Source organism: Janthinobacterium agaricidamnosum (genome assembly GCF_003667705.1).
Lineage (GTDB): Bacteria > Pseudomonadota > Gammaproteobacteria > Burkholderiales > Burkholderiaceae_D > Janthinobacterium.
Window position 1 is genome coordinate 3,741,091 of sequence record NZ_CP033019.1, and the last position, 20,879, is coordinate 3,761,969.

General features: G+C 63.4%; 22 protein-coding genes. 6 read left to right on the top strand and 16 right to left on the bottom strand.

Annotated features, from left to right (window positions below):
* Window positions 1–65: 65 nt before the first annotated feature.
* The 9 genes from D9M09_RS16865 to D9M09_RS16905 all read right to left on the bottom strand — a co-directional run bounded on the left by D9M09_RS16865 (window position 66) and on the right by D9M09_RS16905 (window position 9,346).
* A complete protein-coding gene (locus D9M09_RS16865) occupies window positions 66–1,448 on the bottom strand; it encodes a multicopper oxidase family protein (RefSeq protein WP_121669943.1) in 1,383 nt (460 codons plus the stop codon).
* A 2-nt stretch (window positions 1,449–1,450) separates the two neighbouring features.
* On the bottom strand, window positions 1,451–2,809 hold the full coding sequence (locus D9M09_RS16870) for a TolC family protein (RefSeq protein WP_240453402.1): 1,359 nt from the start codon (window positions 2,807–2,809) through the stop codon (window positions 1,451–1,453).
* A 1-nt stretch (window position 2,810) separates the two neighbouring features.
* Complete coding sequence (locus D9M09_RS16875) at window positions 2,811–3,173, bottom strand: hypothetical protein (protein WP_121669945.1); 363 nt, start codon at window positions 3,171–3,173, stop codon at window positions 2,811–2,813.
* 227 nt (window positions 3,174–3,400) lie between these two features.
* Window positions 3,401–3,727 (bottom strand): hypothetical protein, encoded by a 327-nt coding sequence (locus D9M09_RS16880; RefSeq protein WP_121669946.1) that lies wholly within the window; start codon window positions 3,725–3,727, stop codon window positions 3,401–3,403.
* Between the two features lie 33 nt (window positions 3,728–3,760).
* On the bottom strand, window positions 3,761–4,306 hold the full coding sequence (locus tag D9M09_RS16885) for a hypothetical protein (RefSeq protein WP_121669947.1): 546 nt from the start codon (window positions 4,304–4,306) through the stop codon (window positions 3,761–3,763).
* A gap of 135 nt (window positions 4,307–4,441) precedes the next feature.
* Entirely contained in the window at window positions 4,442–6,016 is a 1,575-nt protein-coding gene (locus D9M09_RS16890) for a sensor domain-containing diguanylate cyclase (protein ID WP_121669948.1), read from the bottom strand.
* Between the two features lie 155 nt (window positions 6,017–6,171).
* Entirely contained in the window at window positions 6,172–6,729 is a 558-nt protein-coding gene (locus tag D9M09_RS16895; protein ID WP_070222187.1) for an NADPH-dependent FMN reductase, read from the bottom strand.
* Window positions 6,730–6,933: 204 nt separating this feature from the next.
* Window positions 6,934–8,043: an alanine racemase gene (gene alr, locus D9M09_RS16900; protein ID WP_227742002.1), complete on the bottom strand. Its 1,110-nt coding sequence runs from the start codon at window positions 8,041–8,043 to the stop codon at window positions 6,934–6,936.
* A gap of 13 nt (window positions 8,044–8,056) precedes the next feature.
* Window positions 8,057–9,346, bottom strand: a complete 1,290-nt coding sequence (locus D9M09_RS16905; protein ID WP_099411493.1) for a D-amino acid dehydrogenase — start codon at window positions 9,344–9,346, stop codon at window positions 8,057–8,059.
* Window positions 9,347–9,452: 106 nt separating this feature from the next.
* Between D9M09_RS16905 and D9M09_RS16910 the strand changes: the two genes are divergently transcribed.
* The 4 genes from D9M09_RS16910 (at window position 9,453) to D9M09_RS16925 (ending at window position 12,063) form a co-directional block, all read left to right on the top strand.
* Window positions 9,453–9,953, top strand: coding sequence for an Lrp/AsnC ligand binding domain-containing protein (locus D9M09_RS16910; RefSeq protein WP_070222192.1), 501 nt, complete (start codon window positions 9,453–9,455; stop codon window positions 9,951–9,953).
* 148 nt (window positions 9,954–10,101) lie between these two features.
* The gene (locus tag D9M09_RS16915; RefSeq protein ID WP_070222194.1) at window positions 10,102–10,449 is read left to right on the top strand and encodes a hypothetical protein; all 348 of its coding nucleotides are present in this window, start codon (window positions 10,102–10,104) and stop codon (window positions 10,447–10,449) included.
* Window positions 10,450–10,544: 95 nt separating this feature from the next.
* Entirely contained in the window at window positions 10,545–11,111 is a 567-nt protein-coding gene (locus D9M09_RS16920; protein WP_121669949.1) for a carboxymuconolactone decarboxylase family protein, read from the top strand.
* Window positions 11,112–11,202: 91 nt separating this feature from the next.
* Window positions 11,203–12,063 (top strand): tetratricopeptide repeat protein, encoded by an 861-nt coding sequence (locus D9M09_RS16925; RefSeq protein WP_121669950.1) that lies wholly within the window; start codon window positions 11,203–11,205, stop codon window positions 12,061–12,063.
* Here D9M09_RS16925 and D9M09_RS16930 read toward each other — a convergent pair.
* On the bottom strand, window positions 12,040–13,008 hold the full coding sequence (locus tag D9M09_RS16930) for a GlxA family transcriptional regulator (RefSeq protein ID WP_121669951.1): 969 nt from the start codon (window positions 13,006–13,008) through the stop codon (window positions 12,040–12,042). The genes D9M09_RS16925 and D9M09_RS16930 overlap by 24 nt on opposite strands.
* Before the next feature lie 139 nt (window positions 13,009–13,147).
* Between D9M09_RS16930 and D9M09_RS16935 the strand changes: the two genes are divergently transcribed.
* Entirely contained in the window at window positions 13,148–13,786 is a 639-nt protein-coding gene (locus D9M09_RS16935; protein ID WP_121669952.1) for a cysteine hydrolase family protein, read from the top strand.
* A gap of 54 nt (window positions 13,787–13,840) precedes the next feature.
* Complete coding sequence (locus D9M09_RS16940; RefSeq protein ID WP_240453403.1) at window positions 13,841–14,401, top strand: YdcF family protein; 561 nt, start codon at window positions 13,841–13,843, stop codon at window positions 14,399–14,401.
* 19 nt (window positions 14,402–14,420) lie between these two features.
* Here D9M09_RS16940 and glpK read toward each other — a convergent pair whose 3' ends face one another.
* From glpK to D9M09_RS16970, 6 genes are all read right to left on the bottom strand, one after another.
* A complete protein-coding gene (gene glpK / locus D9M09_RS16945; protein WP_121669953.1) occupies window positions 14,421–15,914 on the bottom strand; it encodes a glycerol kinase GlpK in 1,494 nt (497 codons plus the stop codon).
* Between the two features lie 83 nt (window positions 15,915–15,997).
* Window positions 15,998–17,725, bottom strand: a complete 1,728-nt coding sequence (locus D9M09_RS16950; protein ID WP_092794480.1) for an ABC transporter substrate-binding protein — start codon at window positions 17,723–17,725, stop codon at window positions 15,998–16,000.
* 71 nt (window positions 17,726–17,796) lie between these two features.
* Window positions 17,797–18,072 carry a DUF2160 domain-containing protein gene (locus D9M09_RS16955; protein ID WP_070222334.1) on the bottom strand — a complete coding sequence of 92 codons (276 nt, stop codon included), beginning with the start codon at window positions 18,070–18,072 and terminating at the stop codon, window positions 17,797–17,799.
* A gap of 28 nt (window positions 18,073–18,100) precedes the next feature.
* Window positions 18,101–18,907 (bottom strand): carbohydrate ABC transporter permease, encoded by an 807-nt coding sequence (locus D9M09_RS16960; protein WP_070313375.1) that lies wholly within the window; start codon window positions 18,905–18,907, stop codon window positions 18,101–18,103.
* Window positions 18,904–19,788 (bottom strand): carbohydrate ABC transporter permease, encoded by an 885-nt coding sequence (locus D9M09_RS16965; RefSeq protein WP_034754965.1) that lies wholly within the window; start codon window positions 19,786–19,788, stop codon window positions 18,904–18,906. The genes D9M09_RS16960 and D9M09_RS16965 overlap by 4 nt, the downstream gene beginning before the upstream one ends.
* The gene (locus D9M09_RS16970) at window positions 19,788–20,879 is read right to left on the bottom strand and encodes an ABC transporter ATP-binding protein (RefSeq protein ID WP_121669954.1); all 1,092 of its coding nucleotides are present in this window, start codon (window positions 20,877–20,879) and stop codon (window positions 19,788–19,790) included. Before D9M09_RS16970 ends, D9M09_RS16965 begins: the two co-directional genes overlap by 1 nt.

Genomic DNA, 20,879 nt, shown 5'->3' on the forward strand with positions numbered 1-20,879 from the left:
AACAATTCCTTGATACAAAGCAACATGCCCCGGGGCGTGCCATGTTAGCAATCCCCGGGAGAGCGTCAATGGCCGCTGTGCCCGCCTGGCTTGCGCACCGTCATTTCCACGCCGCTTTTTGCCGCCGGCTTGCCCGCGCCCTGGCCCCGCACCGGTTCCGGCAAGGCGCCCGTCCATTCATAGGCCACGCTGCCGGCCGGGTGCTTGTACCAGCCCGGGTCGCGGTAATCGCCCGGTTTCTGATCCTTGCGCACCTTGACCGTGGTAAACATGCCGCCCATGCCGATGGCGCCGAAGGGGCCGTCGCCCGCCATCATCGGCAAGGTATTGTCGGGGATCGGCATCTGCATCTCGCCCATGTCGGCCATGCCCCGTTCGCCCATCACCATGTAGCCGGGCACCAATTGATTGATCTTCGCCGCCACGCCCTGGTGGTCGACGCCGATCATGGTGGGCACGTCATGCCCCATGGCATTCATCGTGTGGTGCGACTTGTGGCAGTGGAAAGCCCAGTCGCCGAGGTCCGTTGCCGTGAACTCGACGGCGCGCATCTGGCCCACGGCGATATCGGTCGTCACTTCGGGCCAGCGCGATTCGGGGCGCGTCCAGCCGCCATCGGTGCCCGTCACCTCGAATTCATGGCCGTGCATGTGGATCGGGTGGTTCGTCATGGTCAGGTTGCCCACGCGCACGCGCACCTTGTCGCCCTGGCGCACGACCATGGGGTCGATGCCGGGGAAGACGCGGCTGTTGAAGGTGAACAAATTAAAATCCGTCATGGTCATGATCTTCGGCGTGTAGCTGCCGGGATCGATGTCGTAGTTACTGAGCAAGAAGACGAAATCGCGGTCCACCTTCATGAAGTTCGGATCTTTCGGGTGCGTGACCCAGAAACCCATCATGCCCATGGCCATCTGCGTCATTTCATCGGCATGCGGGTGGTACATAAAGGTGCCGGGCCGCTTGGCGACGAATTCATAGACGAAGGTCTTGCCGGGAGGAATACCCGGCTGGGTCAGGCCCGTGACGCCATCCATGCCGTTCGGCAAGCGCTGGCCATGCCAGTGCACGCTCGTGTGTTCCGGCAACTTGTTGGTGACGAAGATGCGCACGCGGTCGCCCTCCACCACTTCGATGGTGGGACCGGGCGACTGGCCGTTGTAGCCCCACAGATTGGCTTGCATGCCGGGCGCCAGTTCGCGCACGACGGGCTCGGCCACCAGATGGAATTCCTTGACGTTGTTGTTCATGCGCCAGGGCAAGGACCAGCCATTGAGGGTGACGACGGGGTTGTACGGACGCCCGTTCGGCGGCGGTGGCGGCGCTTTCGTGTCTGCGCCAGCCATGCTGACGGCTTCCGGCAGGGACGCCGCACCGACTCTGCTCACCGCTGCCGCACTGAGGGCGACGGCGCCCGCATTCATGAAAAAGTTTCTACGTGTAATCATCATTATTCCTTGTTGGCAAGACCGCTGCCGTTGATGGCGCCTTGCAGTTCGGTTTGCGCGATCCAGAAATCGCGCTGGGTTTCGATGGCGCTGTTCACGCTGGCGACTTGCTCGCGTGCATCGGCCAGCAGTTCGAACACGCTGGCCAGCATGCCGTTGTAGCGCAGCAATACTTCATGCGAGATCGTCTTGCGCAGCGGTACGACTTCATCGCGGTAATGGCGCGCCAGGTCGTAGGCCGTGCGGTAGCTCGAATACGCTTCGCGCACTTCCGAGCGGGCCTTCACCGCCGTGCCCGCCGTGCGCTGCAGCGACTGCTCGTACAAGGCTTGCGCCTTGGTGTTGCGCGCCGCGCCCCAGTCGAACAGCGGCAGTTCCAGCGATACCTCATAGCCGTTTTCGCGCGGCGCCCCGCTCGTGCTCTTGTTGGTATAAGCCACGTCGAGCACATTGATGAAACCCGTCACCTTGGACAGGCCCAGTGCACTGGCCGTGGCATGGGCGTCAAGTTTGCTCATCTGCACGTCGAGGCGCTGCTCCATCGCCTGCGCCTCGATATTGCCAGGCTCCGCCGCCTGGGCCGGCAAGTCGGGCAGGCGCGACGGCAAAGTAAAGCTGGTCTGCTTGCCCCACAGGCCCAGCAAGCGCGTCAGGTGTTCGCGCGTCACCAATGCCTGGTGGCGGGCGCGGGCCAGGTCGCCGACGGCGTCCGCATAAAACACTTGCTGGCGCGCCTGGTCGAGGCGGCTCCAGTTGCCCGCCTGCCGCAAGCGCGTGGCCAGTTCGGCGCCCGCCTCGGCCGACAGCAGCGCCCGCTGCATGAACGCTTCCGTCTGCACGGCGGCCACGGCATTGAAGTAAGAGCGGCGCGTCTCAAGCGCCAGCTGCACGGCGCTGCCGGCGGCCTGCAGCTTGGCTTGCTCGAAGCGGCCCCGCTCGATGTTCACGCGCATCGGCATGGTCAGCAAGCCCGCCAGGTCGAAGCTGACGCCGCGGTCGATTTCATTGCCGTGGCTGCCGTGCGAACGGCCGAACGACAGGCCCGGGTTGCGCAAGCGCCCCGCCTGCACCAGGTCCGATTCGGAGGCGCCCAGTTCGGCCAGCGCCACTTTCATGCCGTGGTTGTTCATCAGGGCAATGCGCACGGCGCTGTCGGCGTCCAGGGGCTGGGCCAGCAGGGAAGCCAGCTTTTCCTCGCCGCCCTTGTCCGTCAATGCCGCAGGGGCGCCCGTGCGGGCGTCTGCCAGCGCGGACACGGCCTGCATGCCGCCATCGGGGCTGAAGCTGGCGCAGCCGCTGAGCAGCAAGGCGGCCGCCAGGGCCAGCGGCGTGAGGCAAGTTGATTTTGTAAAACGTGCCATCTCAGTGTCCCTCATGCTGGTGTTGCGGGGCGGGCTGGGCGGCCGGCTTGGGGCCGGGCTTCTCCATCGGCATCTTGTGGCCTTCCATCTTGTGCCCTTCCATCTTGTGGCCATCCATCTTCATCATGCCCATGTGGCCGCCGGCCTTGCCGACTTTCTCGTTGACGGCGCGCCAGGTCTGATCGGGCGTGGCGTCGTCCTCGGCGGCGGGACGGTAGCCGGCGAAGGCGGAGCGGTAGGCGGCGGCCGGCACGGGCGCTTGCGCCTCTTGCGGGGCGGATGGGGGCCGCGATTGGGCGGCGGCCAGCGGCAGCGAGGCAAGCGCAACGCCGGCGGCCAGCGCGAGGCTGAATAATTGCTTCATGGTATTCCTTGAATGACGGGGTATGGCGCGGCGGGCGCGCGACTGGAACGCTGGCGCGACCGGTACAAGCTGCAAAATCAAGATGCAGGGACGTGCGACGGCGGCACCGCCAGGTTCAACGGGCGGTCAGGCGGAGCGCGTGCTTCTCGGGGGACGTTCAGGGCCAGGCGGGATATGCCCGGCGAACAGGGAATCGGGTGCCAGCGCCGGAGGCGGCGCGCGCAGGGTCAAGGCGTGCAAGGCAGGCATGCCCGGGGGGCAGTGGCGCCCACCGTGCAGGCGCCGTGGTTGCTGCAATCGTGGCCAGGGTGGCCGGCGCCGCCATCGTCCATGGCCATTTTTAGCGGCTGGTCCTGCATGTGGGACATGCCGGCCATGTCGCCCATGTCGTGGCACTGGGGCGCCTCCATCGCTACGGCGGTGACGGTGACCGCTGCCGCCCGCTCGTCCACGCAGCAGCTGCGCATGGCCGACGCAAAGCCCTGCAAGGGCAAGGTGACGGCCAGCAGCCAGAGCAGCGAGCGGGCGAGAAAGCGGAAAAAGGCACGGTTCATGGCACGACTATAAACCTTCCCACATGAGGAAGGTCAAGTGCCTATTTGATCTCGCCGGCCCTGCGTCAGCCAGATGATGTAGGTGCCGTAATAGCCCTGCCCTTCCAGGATGACCTTGCCATCGGCAAAATGGATTTTCTCCACTTTATTGACGGTAAAATACGCGCGGCCATCGGCCGCCTCCACGTCGCCCAAGCAACGGGCGCGGGGCCGGCGGTAGCCGCTGGCGCGCCCGATGGCCCACATCAGGTCGCCGATCATGAAGTCGTCAATCATTTCGGCCAGCAGCGGCCGGTGACCCGCCAGCATGGCCGTGATGTCGGGGTAACCGGCGTCCCTGAGCTCGGGCAAGTCGCTTTCCTCGTATTGCAGATCGTCTTCGCGGCAATCCTGCACGAAACTGTTGAACGGTTCGTCGAGCAGTCCCGCCAGCGCCGCTTCCGGCACGCTCAGGCGGAACGGGTGCAGCGGCAGCACGCTGTGCTGGCCGTAATTGAGTTCGCGGCAGTCGAGCAAGGCCAGCGGGTGGGGCTGATCACCCACCTCGCAGCGGATGCCAAGTTCTTGCTCAAACGTCATCAATATTCACCGTTGCCATGCACATTGTCCCCGTTGTACACCATCAGGGCCATATGGTAAGCGCTGTCGGGCAAACGGGACAGGCTCAGATGCAACAGAAAACAACGGATCAGTTCATCCCGCACGGCACGCCTGTCAGGCGGGTTCCGTGATGCCCACGCAATTGCGCCCGTTTTCCTTGGCCACGTACAGGGCCGCGTCGGCGGCCAGCAGCACGGCGTCCGTGCTGCGCTCCCCGTGCGACGATGCCACCACGCCCAGCGAGACCGTGATGGCGCCCGCGCCGGGAATCACGGCGGCGGCCACCTTGGCGCGCAGGCGCTCGGCCACCTGCATGGCCACGTCCAGGTCGGCATCGGGCAGCAGCATGATGAACTCGTCGCCGCCATTGCGGCACAGCACGTCGGCATCGCGCGAACAGGCGCGCATCAGCTGCGCCAGTCGCAGGATGACTTCATCGCCCACGGCATGGCCCCATTTATCGTTGACTTGCTTGAAATGGTCGATATCGATGGCGATGACAGAAAACGGCCGCGCCTGCGCCTGCCAGACGTCGAGCGCCGCCGCCATGCCGCGCCGGTTCGACAGGCCCGTCAGCGGGTCCGTCTCCACGTCGGTCTTCAACTTGCCGATCCTGTTCTGCAACAACGCCAGGCCCTTCAGCAAGGCTTTCTTGATCTGCGCCGCCTCCACATACCAGGCACGGATGGAGGCGATGTGCTCGCTCGTACCAGGCACATCCATGCGCCGCGCCCCCTCGGCCAGTTGCATCAGGGGCCGCGAAATCAGGCTGGCCAGCCACCAGATGAATGGCAAACTCAGCAAGGCGATTGGCAGGGAATGCCATACGGTATTGGCCATCAGCTGGTTCAGCGGCGCCAGGGTCATGGCCGTGGGCCGCTGCGCCACGATGCCCCAGCCCGTCGACGGCATGACGGCGTAGCCGGCCAGCATGTCCACGCCCAGGCTGTTATGCATGCGCCGGTTGCCGCCGCCCCGCTGCGCGATGATGGTGTCGATAACGTCATTGCGGCCGGCCACGTGGCCCAGGCGCTCAGGATCAGGGTGATAAAGCAGGCGCCGGTTCTGGTCGACCACGTACAGGTAGGAGCCGTCGCGGTAATAATGCTGGCCCAGCATGGTGTACAGGATGTTTTTCTGTTTCAGGTAGATGCTGCCGCCCACGTAGCCGAGGTAGCGGCCATCCTTGCCAAGGATGGGATGCGAGATGAACACCACCAGATTGCCGACCGAAGATATGTACGGCTGCGTGACCAGCGGGCGCCGTTCGCGCAGCGCCTGCGCGGCGCCGGCCGAGTCGAGCGTGCGGTTTTTCAGGGCCAGGGTTTCCGGCGACACGCCCAGCACCTTGCCCTGGGCATCGACGATAAGCACGGAATTGAAGCTGTTCGTCTGCAGGCGCAGGCGCTGTGCTTCTTCCGTCAGCCATTGCTCGTCGTCCATGCGCGACGGCAGGCTGCCGGCGCTGTAGGCCAGCTGCTGGCGCGCCGACTGCAGGAAATCCTCGGCCGTGCTGGCCAGCTTGCTCGCGTAGGCGTGGTTCGCTTCCAGGGTGGTATCGATCAGCAGCTGGCGCTGCACGCTATAGCTGGCATAAAAGGTGTTGGCCAGGGACACCAGGGCGCTGGCAAAGGCCACGAGCACGATCAAACGGCGCAAGTTCATGCGCGGAACAGGTTTAGTCCACATGGAGTCGGCAAGAAATTGGAAAGTATTGCGCTACAGAAAGGGCGCATTATACCGAGACAGCCGTGCCAATATTGAAATCCTGGCATCGTTGGTCAAAGAATGTGAACAAGCGGCAACGCTGAGCGCTGCCGCCTTGACTTGCATCAAGCGTGGAATCAAGCGTGGATGGCGTGCTTGCGGACCCAGTCCACGTAGCGCTGCATCCAGCCCTGGAAGAAACCGAGGCTGGCCGGACCGATGCCGCCGTGCTCGTCAAACAGGCCGTCCTTGGCCTGGATAAACATTTCAGGCTGCCCCAGCAGCGGCACGTCCAGGTAGGCGAGCACATTGCGCAAATGCTGCTGCGCCAGCGCCGTACCGGTGGCGCCCACGGATACGCCGAGCACGGCACCGGGCTTGCCGCCCCACACGCTCTGGCCATACGGACGCGAGCCGTGGTCGAGGGCGTTTTTCAGCACGCCGGGGATAGAGCGGTTGTATTCGGGGGTGAGGAAGAGCAAGGCTTGCGATGCGGAAATGTCGGATTTGAGGCGCAGCACCTGCTCAGCCTGCGCGCCATCGTCATCCTGGTTGTACAGCGGCAAGTCGCCGATTTCAATGTGCTTGAAGGAAAACTCGGGCGGCGCCAGCTTGATGATGGCGTCGGCCAGCTTGCGGTTGAAGGAATCCTTGCGCAGGCTGCCGACGATGATAGCAACGTTATATTGACTCATAGAAATCCCCGATGATGGTTAAAAGAAAGCCCTGAGGTGCGATGCACGTCAGGGCTATCTTGCCACACAATCATCGGTTTCGCGCTGCTTAGCGTGCGAAACCAGCGCACCTGAAAAAATGCTCAGGGCTAGGCGCCTTGCCGAAGACAGTACGAATGTACGGCAAGGCAAGGCAACAACGCCATGGGCGTTTTGGCAGGTGCGCTAACGTGCCAGGCCCCGGTACTCGCGGTAGTAGCGTCCGCCCAGGTTCGTCAGCACCTCGTAGCCGATGGTATTGGCCATGGCCGCCACGGCATCGACCGGGTGTTCGGCGCAGATCAGGTCGACCAGGCTGCCCGGCGCGACGCGCTCCTCGGCGATGGCGCTCACGTCCAGGGTGATGGAATCCATCGAGATGGCGCCGATCTGCGGCACTTTCACGCCATCGACAATGGCCAGGCCCTGGTTGCTCATGCTGCGCAGCCAGCCATCGGCGTAGCCGACGGAAACCGTGGCCACCTGGCGCGGCTCGCTGGCCGTGTAGCGGCGGCTGTAGCCCACGTGGTCGCCGGCGGCGATCGTGCGTGTCTGCAAGACCTTGCCTTGCAGCCGCACCACGGAGCGCAGCGGATTCGGTTCGCCGCCCTGCGGTCCGATGCCGTACAGGGCCGCGCCGGGGCGCACCAGGTCGAAGTGGTAATCGGGCGACAAAAAGATGCCCGAGGAATTGGCCAGGCTGGCGCGGTACTGCGGCAAACGGGCGCGAATGGCGATGAAACGGGCCAGTTGCTCGCCATTCATCGGGTTGGCTCGCTCGTCGGCGCAAGCCAGGTGGCTCATGACATAGCGCACATTGATGCCGTCGAGAAAGTGCGGGTCCAGCAGCCAGCCGTCGATTTCCTGCGGCGACAAGCCCATGCGCGACATGCCCGTGTCCACCTGCACGATGGCGTCCAGGGTGGTGCCCAGCGCTGCTGCGTGCCGGCGCCAGCCCGCCACCTGCGGCTCGCTGTTGAGCACGGGCGTCAGGCCATGGGCCGTGAATTCGCCTTCCGTGTCGACGGGTGGGCCGTGCAGCACGAAGATGGCCGCGTCCGGCGCCACGTGCGGGCGCAGGCTGATGCCCTCTTCCAGGTGGGCCACGAAGAAATGGCGGCACCCTTCTTCATACAGGGCCGCGCCCACTTGCGCGGCGCCCAGGCCATACGCGTCGGATTTCACGACGGCTGAGCAGGCGGCCGGGTGCGCCTTGTCGCGCAGCAAGCGGTAGTTGGCGCGCACGGCATCGAGGTCCACCGTCAGGATGGCGCCGCTACGTTCCTTTGGAGGCATGCTTCCCGCCATCTCAGGCTCCCGCGTATTGCAACTTGCCGCCGCGCTGCGCGCCGCTGTAGCGGCTGACGGACAGGTCGTCGGCCAGAATCGCCGGCTGTTTCGACGACATCAGGTCGGCCAGCAATTGCGCCGAACCGCAGGACATGGTCCAGCCCAGGGTACCGTGGCCCGTGTTCAGGAACAGGTTGCGCAGCGGCGTGCGGCCGACGATGGGCGTGCCGTCCGGCGTCATCGGGCGCAAGCCCGTCCAGAACGTCGCCTCGGCCGTGTTGCCGCCGCCGGGGAACAGGTCGTTGACGACCATTTCCAGGGTTTCGCGGCGGCGCGGATTCAGGTTCAGGTTGTAGCCGGCGATTTCCGCCATGCCGCCCACGCGGATGCGGTCGTCGAAACGCGTGACGGCAATTTTATAGGTTTCATCGAGGATGGTCGACACGGGCGCCTTGGCCGCGTTGACGATAGGCACGGTGATCGAATAGCCCTTCAATGGATACACGGGGATGTCGAGCAGCGGCTTCATGAAGCCCGTCGAGTAGGAACCGAGCGCCACGACATAGGAATCGGCCTTGACGATTTCCGCGCCGCATTGCACGCCGGCGATTTCATCGCCCTGCGTCAGCAATGCATCGATGGAGACGCCATAGCGGAACTTCACGCCCAGCGCCTCGGCCATCTCGGACAGGCGCGTGGTAAACAGCTGGCAATCGCCCGTTTCATCGTTGGGCAGGCGCAAACCGCCAAACAGCTTGTCCTTGACAGCTTCGAGGGCCGGCTCGGCGCGCGACAACTCATTGCGCTGCAGCACTTCGTACGGCACGCCCGCGTCTTTCAACACTTCGATATCCTTGGCGGCGTCGTTGTATTGCTTTTCCGTGCGGAACAATTGCATCGTGCCTTGCTGGCGGCCTTCATACGTGATGCCGGCCTCGGCGCGCAACACCTTGAAGCAGTCGCGGCTGTACTCGGCCAGGCGCACCATGCGTTCCTTGTTCACGGCATACGCTTCCGGCGTGCAATTACGCAACATCTGCCACATCCATTTGAGCTGGGCGGCGCTGCCGTCGAGCGAGATGGCCAGCGGCGCGTGGCGCTGCATCATCCATTTCACGGCTTTCAGGGGAATACCGGGCGCCGCCCATGGCGAAGCGTAGCCGGGCGAGATTTGCCCCGCATTCGCAAAGCTGGTTTCCAGTGCGGGGCCCGGCTGGCGGTCGATGACGGTCACTTCATGTCCTGCCTTGGCCAGATAGTAAGCACTGGTGACGCCGATGACGCCGCTACCCAGAATCACGATACGCATAGTTTCCTCATTATATTTTTTTAGGCTGACGCCAGATTAACCGCTATCATATTGGGAAAGAGCCAGTATTTGTTCACGTATAAATCGAGATATTCAGCAATAAATCATGAGAATCCTTAAAGAATCGGCACGTGGCCTCGACAAGCTGGACCGCCACATCCTGCGCATCCTGCAGCAGGATGGCCGCATCTCGATGAAAGACCTCGGCGAACAGGTGGGCTTGTCGATTACGCCCTGCATCGAGCGGGTCAAGCGCATGGAGCGTGACGGCGTCATCACGGGCTACCACGCCAAGGTGAACCCGGCCGCGCTGGGCGCCAAGCTGCTCGTCTTTGTAGAGATTACTCTCAATCAAAAGTCGGCGTCCGCCTTCGAGCAATTCCGCCGCGAAGTGCTGCAGATTCCCGAAGTGCAGGAATGCCACCTGGTGTCGGGCGACTTCGATTACCTGATCAAGGCGCGCATCCATGAAATGGCCGAATACCGCAAGCTGCTGGGCGACATGCTGCTGCAGCTGCCGGGCGCCGCGCAATCGAAAAGCTATGTGGTGATGGAAGAAATCAAGGAAACCCTGGCACTGTCGACCGACGTGCTGCAGAACCGGTAAAAGTACCGTCATCCGGCACCACCGGCATCATTTTTTGCGCCTTTGTATAATCTTGTAGCACATTCGCGGCGACGCAAGCACACTCCCGGCATGACATCACGCCCGTCCCCTCTGAGATTGGAAGCAGTGATGCACACCGGGAGTCCCTATGAACACATTGATCAAACTGGCAGCTTCCTGCCTCGCGGGCCTGGCCGTGGCCATGTGCACCGCCAGTGAATACAAGGTCAACCGCGCGCCCGACAACGGCGCCATCTATCAAAACATCAAGGTCGGCAAGACCACCCGCCTCGACCTCGACGCGGCTCTGGGCAACGCCACCGTCGTCAGCTTCGATCCCGGCTATGAAGTCTGGGTCTACAAGAACCAGCTGCAAGCGCCCAAGGTGACGCGGCTGATCCCCCTGCTGGGCGAAAAAGGCACGCGCGAAGTGGCCGTCATGTTCGACCAGGCGGGCGTCGTGAAGAAATTCCGCATTCACGAGCCGCGCAAGTAGGCGCACAGCGAACGGGCGCCGCCTGCCGCGCTGGCTGGCTATACTGGCTGCTGGCTCCCGCCGCCCACCGCTCACCTACCCAGCAAGGAGTTCCCATGCGCCTGCCCCTGATCGCTCCGCAAGACCTGACGCCCGAACAGCAGCCGCTGTACGACGATATGCGCAAAGGCATCACCAGCAATTTCAACGATTTCATCGCCGTGCGCGAAGACGGCGCTCTGATGGGGCCATGGAATCCGTGGCTGCACGAACCGGCCATCGGCAAGGCCATCTGGGACCTGACCCTGGCCATGACGGCCAACGCCACGCTGCCCGATAACGTGCGCCAGATTGCCATCCTGGTGGTCGGCGCGCGCTACAACGCTGCCTATGAAATCTATGCCCACATCGCCGTCGCAGAGCGCGAAGGCATGTCGGCCGAGCGCCTGGCCACGCTGGTGGCCGACGTCAAGCCCGTCGACCTGGACCAGCATGAGAGCATCGCCTACGATATGGCCTACGCGCTCAGCGGCGGCGGCACGCTGCCGGAGCCGCTGTACCGCCTGGCGCTGGCCACCTTTGGCCAGCACGGCATCAACGAGCTGATCTACCTGGTGGGCCTGTACGCGCTGGTCTCGACCACCTTGAACGGCTTCAACGTGCCGGTGCCGGAACGCGACTGAAGGGCCTGGCCCCTCACTTGCCCCCTTGCGATGGGGAACGCCGGTGGACGCGGTCTTGCTCTACACTGGCGTTTTATCCTCTGCAACCTCCATGCAACTACCTGCAAACCTCGCCCCCATCTCGGTCGAACAAGACTGGCAACACACGACAGCGTATCCGCCGCTCGGCTTCACCCCGTTCGCCGAAGGCGCACTGGGCAATGGCGACACGTTCGGCCTGTACTGGCCCATCGGCCGCGAAGCGTACGAACCGATCGTCGTCGAGACCTGGCACGACGAGTGGCGCTTGCAGCCGCACTTTTCCAGCCTGGCGGCGTTTCTGTCAGCCTACGCAACGGCGGAAGACGAGTACGTCGCCACGCCATCGCTGGCCGACGACCCCGCTTCGCCGCGCGCCGCGTTCCTGGAAGCCAAGGAATTGATTGCGCAGCGCAATCCCGCAGCGGCCATCGCGCTGCTGGAAGCGGCGCTCGCCATCCTTCCCGAATATACGGACGCGCTGGTGCTGCTGCATGGACAGTATGTGCGCGCGGGAAGAATCGACGAAGCCGTCAAGCTGGCCATCCAGGCCATCATCTCTCCACCATCGTTTGGCGGCCCGCCATTGAAGGCCTTGCAATGGCTGCGCTCGCAGCCGATACCGGACGGGGAACCAGACCCCATCTGGCGCGCCTGCGGGCAATTGTCGTTCAACTTCGGCGGCAGCAAGGAAAATGCCGATTACCCCGTACTGCTGGCCGCCATCGACACCTATCTGGAACAAGGCAAGCATCTTTCCGCCTCGACCCTGATGCAGACGTATGCCGAACTGATGAGCGCGGAAACCGTCTCGTTCCAGGAACGCTACGCCTTCGAACCGGCCGCCTTCATCGCGCGGCAAATCGCCGTCAGCGCGCAGCTGCCCAACGGCAGCCGGGACACATCCACGCTATGGCTGCCTGATCTGGTCTGATTGCTGCCGGAATAGCTTGCGGTACGCCGACGGCGACGTCTGCAAGCTGGCCCGGAAATGCTGGCGCAGCGACAGGGCCGTGCCGAAACCGGCTTCTTGCGCCACGACATCGATCGAGGCCGCGCTTTTTTCCAGCAGGCTTTGCGCATGCGCCAGACGCTGGTTCAATAGCCACTGCTTGAACGAGGTGCCCGTGGCCTGGCGGAAGTGGCGCGTGAAATTGCGCCGGCTCATGGCGGCCCGCTCGGCCAGCGCATCGATGCTGTGCGCCTGGCCCAGGCTGGCCGTCACGCAGGCAAGCACTTCGGCAAAGCGCCCTTCGCTGCCGGACACGGGCAGCGGGCGTTCGATGAACTGGGCCTGCCCGCCCTGGCGGTGCGGCGCCACCAGCAGCCGGCGCGCCACGCGGTTGGCCACCTCGGCGCCCGCCAGCTGGCGCAGCAGATACAGGCAGCAATCGAGGCCGGCCGCCACGCCCGCCGACGTCAGCACGGCGCCATCGTCCACGTGCAGCACTTCCCGGTCTACCCTGACCCTGGGATAGCGGGCCGCCAGCCGGTCCGCCATGCCCCAGTGCGTGGCCGCGCTCTTGCCATCCAACAAGCCCGCCTGCGCCAGGGGAAACGCGCCCAGGCACAGGCCCACCATGCGCGCGCCGCGCCCGCTGGCCGCCTGCAGTGCCGCGACCAGTGACGCCGCCGCGTCGCGGCAATCGTCGTGCCAGGCCGGCATGATGACGATATCGGCGCCCTCCAGGCCTTCCAGGCCGAACTCGGGCGTAATGGCGAAGCCGGCCGCCGTGCGCAAGGGCGCGGGGTCGGCGGCACAGACGCGCACGTGGAAAGGCGGCAGATCGGCCTCGTCCGTCTGGGCGCCAAACACGAGACAAGGCACGGACAAGTGGAAAGGCGTCATGCCGTCGAAGGCGATCACGGCCACGCTCAAAGGCGAAGAAGAAGAAATGGCAGGCATGGCCCGATTTTATCGCAGATAGGCCTTCGGGCCACTTTTTGTTTATGCCGTGCGGCTTGAAAATGGCTGTATCGGGGAAGTCCTTCCTCTTTCAAACATTCAGGAGTCAAGCATGTCCACCACTACCGCACCGCGCCGCGCCCTGCTCGTCATCGACGTGCAAAATGAATACTTCACGGGCGACATGCCGATCGAATATCCGTCCGTCGATATTTCCCTGCCCAACATCGTCACCGCCATGGCCGCCGCCCGCGCCGCCGGCGTGCCCGTCATCGTCGTCCAGCACGATGCGCCGGAAGCCTCCCCCATCTTTGCAAAAGGCAGCGACGGCTGGCAGCTGCACCCGCAAGTGGCCGCCTTTGCCGCCGACCACCGCATCAACAAGAGCATGGGCAGCGCGTTTGCGGGCACGGACTTGCGCGCCTGGCTGGAGAGCCGCGGCATCGACACCCTGACGGTGATCGGCTACATGACGCACAACTGCGACGCGGCCACCATCTACCAGGCCGCGCACGACGGCTTGCAAGTCGAGTTCCTGCAGGACGCCACCGGCACGCTGCCCTACGCCAATGCGGGCGGCACGGCCAGCGCCGAGGAAATCCACCGCGTCTTCAGCACGGTGTTCCACTCGAATTTCGCCGCCGTCGTCAGCACGCAGGACTGGCTCGATGCCGTGCGCGCAGGCAAGCCGCTGGACAAGGACAATATTTATCTGTCGAACCAGCGCGCACGCAAGGCGCAGGCGAACTGACGCCGGCGGGAATGGACGGGTATCATGCGTCCATTCCCAACTTGATGATGAACGATGCGAAAAATAACTGTGCTGGGCTTGACGACTGCTGGTGTTTTCCTGCTGGCCACCGCTGCCCTGGTGCTGGCGGGCCTGAACGACAAGCTGGCCCCGGCCGACGTGATCGTCGTGCCCGGCAACACGATCCTGCCCGACGGCACGCCCAGCCCCCGCCTGCAGGCGCGGCTCGACGCGGCGCTGACACAGTTCCAGGAACGCAGGGCGCCGCACATCCTCGTCAGCGGGGCGACGGGCAAGGAAGGGTTCGACGAGGCCGCGGCTATGGCCCGCTATCTGCAATCGCGCGGCGTGCCGGCTGGCGTCATTATTGAAGATAATCAAGGCTGGACGACGGACGCCACGGCCCGCAACGCTGCGGCCCTGATGCGCCAACACGGCTGGCACACGGCCATGGTGGCCACGCAATACTTTCACGTGCCCCGCTTCCGGCTGGCGCTGGAGCGCAGCGGCATCACCGTCAGCGGCCACGTGCACGCGCCCTATTTCGAGCTGCGCGACCTGTATTCCGTGCCGCGCGAAACGGTGGGCTATGCCGTGTATTTCATGCGCCATTGATCCTGGCTTATTCCCTGACTCACTCGCTCCAGTCGCGCGAGCGTTCCACCGCGCGCTGCCATTTATGCAAGCGCGTCAGCCGTTCGTCGGCCGCCATCTTTGGCTCGAATCGGCGCCCCACCTGCCACTGGGCGGCGATCTCGTCCTGCGAGGCCCAGAAGCCCACGGCCAGGCCCGCCAGGTAGGCGGCGCCCAGGGCCGTCGTTTCCGTCACCACGGGGCGCACCACGGGGACATTGAGTATGTCGGCCTGGAACTGCATCAGCATGTCGTTGCGGGCCGCGCCGCCATCCACGCGCAACTCGGATAGCGCAATGCCCGCGTCGTCCTGCATGGCGGACAACACATCGACGTTCTGGTAGGCCACGCCCTCCAATGCGGCGCGCGCGATGTGGGCCTTGCCCGTGCCGCGCGTGATGCCGATCAGGGTGCCCCGTGCATACGGGTCCCAGTACGGTGCGCCGAGCCCCGCGAAGGCGGGCACGAAGACCAGGCCGCCCGAATCGGGCACGCTGGTGGCCAGCGCTTCCACTTCGGACGAGTCGCGGATGATGCCGATGCCGTCGCGCATCCATTGCACGGCCGCGCCCGCGATAAAGGCGCTGCCTTCGAGCAAGTAATCAGTCTTGTCGCTGCCGGCGCCCAGGCTCCAGCCCACCGTCGTCAGCAGCCGGTTTTTCGATGGCAGCGGGCGCTTGCCCACGTTCATCAGCATGAAGCAGCCCGTGCCGTAGGTATTTTTCGCCATGCCCGGTTTCAAACAGGCCTGGCCGAACGTGGCCGCCTGCTGGTCGCCCGCGATGCCGGCGATGGGCACGGACACGCCCAGCAATGCCGCATGCGTGTGCGCGGCCACGCCGCTCGATGGCACGACGTCGGGCAGCAGGGAGGCGGGAATGTCCAGCAGCGCCAGCAAATCCGTGTCCCACTGCAAAGTATGAATGTTGAACAGCATGGTGCGCGCCGCGTTGCTCGTGTCCGTCAAGTGGGCGCCGCTCATCTTGTAGATCAGCCAGCTGTCGACGGTGCCGAAGGCCAGCTCGCCCCGTTCGGCGCGGGCGCGGGCACCCGGCACGTTGTCAAGCAGCCATTTCAATTTAGTTGCGGAAAAATAGGCGTCCAGCACGAGGCCCGTTTTTTGCTGGATCACGTCCGCCTTGCCCTGCTCCACCAGCAGCTCGCAGAACGCGGCATTGCGGCGGTCTTGCCAGACGATGGCGTTAGCGACGGGTTCGCCCGTGGCGCGGTCCCACAGCACCGTCGTTTCGCGCTGGTTGGTCACGCCGATGGCGGCCACGTCGCTTGCCGCCACGCCGCTGTCGCGCAGCACCTGCTGCAGCACGCCCTCTTGCGAGGCCCAGATGTCGCCCGCGTCATGCTCGACCCAGCCCGGCTGGGGGAATATCTGGCGAAATTCGCGCTGCGCGCTGGCGTGCGGCCGGCCCGCATGGTCGAACAGGATGGCGCGCGAACTGGTGGTGCCCTGGTCTAAAGCAAGTATGTATTTGGTCATGGTCGCTACTACGGCTATACAGTGAAAAAAGGGCACGGACAAGCGCCCGTGCCCCGGGAAAGCGGCGGCAGAAGTTTACACGACTACCTTACCTTGCCTTCTTTCCAGGCCTGCAATAATTTATCGTAGGCAATTGTTTCACCCTTCGGCTTTTCATTCGCCAGCTTTTTCCACGGCGCGTGCTGGTCCGACAGATACTGGTTCGGGTCGCCTTTCGGATTGAGCTTGGGCGCGCACGCCTTCATGCCGGCCCGCTGCAGGCGCGCCATGACCTGGTCCATTTCCTCGGCCAGGTTATCCATGGCGGCCTGCGGCGTTTTTTCCGCCGTGATGGCCGTGGCCACGTTCTTCCACCACAGCTGGGCCAGCTTCGGATAGTCGGGCACGTTGTTGCCCGTCGGCGTCCACGCCACGCGGGCGGGGCTGCGGTAGAACTCGATCAAGCCGCCGTACTCGTTCGCGTGCTTCGTAAAATAATCGTGGCGGATGTCGGAATCGCGGATGAAGGTGAGGCCGACGATGGATTTCTTCAGCGACACGGTTTTCGACGTGACGAATTGCGCGTACAGCCAGGCGGCGGCCTTGCGGTCATCGGGCGTGGACTTGAACAGGAACCAGGAACCGACGTCCTGATAGCCGTTCTGCATGCCCTCTTTCCAGTACGGGCCGTGCGGCGACGGCGCCATGCGCCATTTCGGTGTGCCGTCCTTGTTGACCACTGGCAAGCCTGGTTTCGTCATGCCGGCCGTAAATGCCGTGTACCAGAAGATTTGCTGGGCGATTTCGCCCTGGGCCGGCACGGGGCCCGATTCCGAGAAATTCATGCCGTTCGCCTGCGGCGGCGCGTATTTCTTCATCCAGTCGATATATTTCGTCAGCGCAAACACGGCCGCCGGCGAATTCGTGGCGCCGCCGCGCGACATCGACGCGCCCACGGGCGTGCACTTGTCGGCCGCCACCTTGATGCCCCACTCGTCGACCGGCATGCCGTTCGGAATGCCCTTGTCGGCCGCGCCAGCCATCGACAGCCACGCATCGGTGAAGCGCCAGCCCAGGGACGGATCTTTCTTGCCGTAATCCATGTGGCCATAGACTTTCTTGCCGTCCAGTTCCTTCACGTCATTCGTGAAGAAATCGGCGATGTCTTCATAGGCGGACCAGTTCTGCGGCACGCCCAGTTCGTAGCCATACTTGGCCTTGAACTTGGCCTGCAAATCCTTGCGCGCGAACCAGTCGGCGCGGAACCAGTACAGGTTGGCGAATTGCTGGTCGGGCAGCTGGTACACCTTGCCGTCCGGCGCCGTGGTAAAGCTGATGCCGATGAAATCTTTCAAATCGAGACCGGGATTCGTGAATTCCTTGCCCTTGGCGGCCATGTAGTCGGACAGCGGTTCCACGGCGCCATAGCGGTAATGCGTGCCGATCAGGTCGGAATCGGAAATCCAGCCGTCATAGATGCTCTTGCCCGACTGCATCGACGTTTGCAGCTTTTCCACCACGTCGCCTTCCTGGATGATGTCGTGGCGCACCTTGATGCCCGTGATTTCCTCGAAGGCCTTGGCCAGGGTCTTCGATTCGTAGACGTGGGTGTCGATGGTTTCCGAGACCACGGAAATTTCCTTGATGCCCTTGGCTTTGAGCTTGGCCGCCGCATCGATGAACCATTTCATTTCAGCAAGCTGTTGCTGCTTGCTCAGGCTGGATGGCTGGAATTCCTTGTCGATCCAGGTTTGCGCCTGCTTGGCGTCGGCCAGGGCCGCGTTCGACACGAGCATGGCCGCAGCCGCGAAGACCGTGAACTTCAATTTCATCGTGAATCTCCTTTTATTTTATTGCCGGCCGCCTGCTGACGGTCCGGCCTCCATCAACACCGGCAAGCCGGTCATCCCCAACGCATTACCACTAATAAAATGACAAAACTGATGGCGGCGCCTATCGCCTGCTGCATTTCCGTGAACCCCGCCCAGGCCAGATTCACGTAGGCCGCCGTGAGCAAGCCGATGAACAGGCGGTCGCCGCGCGTCGTCGGCATGGGCAAAAAGCCCTTGCGTTCGATGCTGGGCGAGCGGATTTGCCACACCGTCATGCCGGCCAGCATCAAGCCGATGCAGATGAAGAAGATGGCCACTTCCGGCGTCCACGCCATCCAGCCGAACAGGCTGGCTGTGCTATCGGTATTTTCCATGTCACACCCTCCCCATCGCGAAACCCTTGGCAATGTAATGCCGCACGAACCAGATCACCAGCGCGCCGGGCACGATGGTCAGCACACCGGCCGCCGCCAGTACGCCCCAGTCCATGCCGGCCGCCGACACGGTGCGCGTCATGGTGGCGGCAATGGGCTTGGCATTGACGGAGGTCAAGGTGCGCGCCAACAGCAGTTCCACCCAGCTGAACATGAAGCAGAAGAACGCCGTCACGCCCACGCCCGACTTAATCATCGGCAAGAAGATGCGGATGAAGAAGCGGGGAAAGCTGTAGCCGTCGATATACGCCGTCTCGTCGATTTCCTTCGGCACGCCGGACATGAAACCTTCCAGTATCCACACGGCCAGCGGCACGTTGAACACCATGTGCGCCAGCGCCACGGCCAGGTGCGTATCCATCAGGCCCACCGTCGAATACAGCTGGAAGAACGGTACGAGGAAGACGGCGGGCGGCGTCATGCGGTTGGTCAAGAGCCAGAAGAACAAATGCTTGTCGCCGACAAAGTTATAGCGGGAAAAAGCGTAGGCTGCCGGCAAGGCGACGGTGACGGACATGACCATATTCAAGGCCACGTAAATCATGGAATTGATGTAGCCGCTGTACCAGGAACGGTCGGTAAAAATCGTGTGGTAGTTGGCGAACGTCCATTGCTGCGGCCACAGGCTCAGCACGCCCACGATTTCCTCGTTGGTCTTGAGCGACATATTGAGCATCCAGTAGATGGGCAACAGCGAGCCCAGCAAAAAGACGATCAGGATGGCGCTGCTCATTTTCTTGTGCATCATTTCTGGTCTCCCGTGCCGACTCTCTGCATCCAGGTGTACAACACAAAGCAGAACAGCAGGATGATGAGGAAATAGATCAGTGAGAAGGCCGAGGCCGGCCCCAGGTCGAACTGGCCCACGGCCTTTTGCGTCAGGTATTGCGACAGGAAGGTGGTCGCATTGCCCGGTCCGCCGCCCGTCAGCACGAACGGTTCCGTGTAGATCATGAAACTGTCCATGAAGCGCAGCAAGACGGCGATCATCAGCACATTGCGCAGTTTCGGCAGCTGGATGTAGCGGAACACGGCCAGGCGCGAGGCGCCGTCGATGCGTGCCGCCTGGTAATACGCGTCGGGAATGGCGCGCAAACCCGCATAGCACAGCAGCACAACGAGCGGTGTCCAGTGCCAGATATCCATCACCATCACGGTCAGCCAGGCGTCGAGCGAATTGCCGTTGTAGTTGTAGTCGAATCCCAGCTGATTCAGGGTATAGCCCATCAGGCCGATGTCGCCGCGGCCGAAGATTTGCCAGATGGTGCCCACCACGTTCCAGGGAATGAGCAAGGGCAGCGCGATCAGCACCAGCGCCAGCGATGCCTTCCAGCCATCGGCCGGCATGCACAGGGCAATCAAGATGCCGAGCGGAATCTGGATGGCCAGCACGGAGCCGGAAAACAGCAGCTGGCGCAACAAGGCGCTGTGCAAGTCGCCGTCGAGCATGACCATGCGGAACCACTCGGTGCCCACGAAGACCTTTTGCGTGGGGCTCAGAATATCCTGCACGGAATAATTGACCACCGTCATCAATGGCAGGATGGCGGAAAAGGCCACGCACAGCAGCACGGGCAAGATCAGCAGCCAGGCGCGGCGGTTATTATCGGTTTTACCGTTATGTATCATCAGGCCACCCGCTTATCGTTGACATAGAAAAGGGTGCGTTGCGGCGGAAAATGCAGCCGCACAGCATCACCGGCGACGGCATCGATGGCGCGCAGCTTGGCCGCCACCGTCGCGCCGCCCAGCTGGAATTCCGCCAGGTAATGCGTACCCATGTTGCGCACGGCCGTCACCGTGGCGTGCAGGCAGTGATCATCACCCTCACCCGCCTTCAGGCATGCGACGAATTCCGGCCGCACGCCCAGCGTGATTTTCCCTTGCGCGCCAGCCAGGGCCTCGCGGGCGGAGGCGGACACGGCCAGCGCCTGCCCCGCCACGCGCACGCCGCCATCGTCCAGGGTGCAATCGAGCAAGTTCATTCCCGGGTTGCCGATGAAATAGCCGACGAACGTATGCTCGGGTTCCTCGAACAGCGCCTGCGCGCTGCCCGTCTGCACCACTTCGCCCTGCGTCATGACGACCACCTGGTCGGCAAAGGTCAAGGCTTCCACCTGGTCGTGCGTGACGTAGATCAGGGACAATTTCAGTTCGTGGTGGATCTCCTTCAACTTTCTGCGCAACAGCCATTTCAAATGCGGATCGATCACCGTCAGCGGTTCGTCGAACAGCACGGCCGCCACGTCGGGGCGCACGAGCCCCCGTCCCAGCGAAATCTTTTGCTTGGCGTCCACGGACAAGCCGCTGGCGCGCAGTTTCAAGTCGCCCGTCAGCTCCAGCATCTGCGCCACCTGCTGCACGCGCTTTTTCACCTCGCTCTCTTTCCAGCCGCGATTACGCAGCGGAAACGCCAGATTGTCGTGCACGGTCATGGTGTCGTAGATGACGGGAAACTGGAACACTTGCGCGATATTGCGTGCTTCCGTGGGCAGCTGCGTGACGTCCTTGCCGTCGAACAGCACCTTGCCATGCGACGGTTTCACGAGACCGGAGATAATATTGAGCAAGGTCGTCTTGCCGCAGCCGGACGGCCCCAGCAAGGCATAGGCGCCGCCGTCATGCCATTCCATGCTCATGGGCCGCAGCGCATAGTCGGCGGGTGCCGTCGGGTTCGGTTTGTAGGCGTGAGCCAGGTCCACCAGTTCGATGCGCGCCAT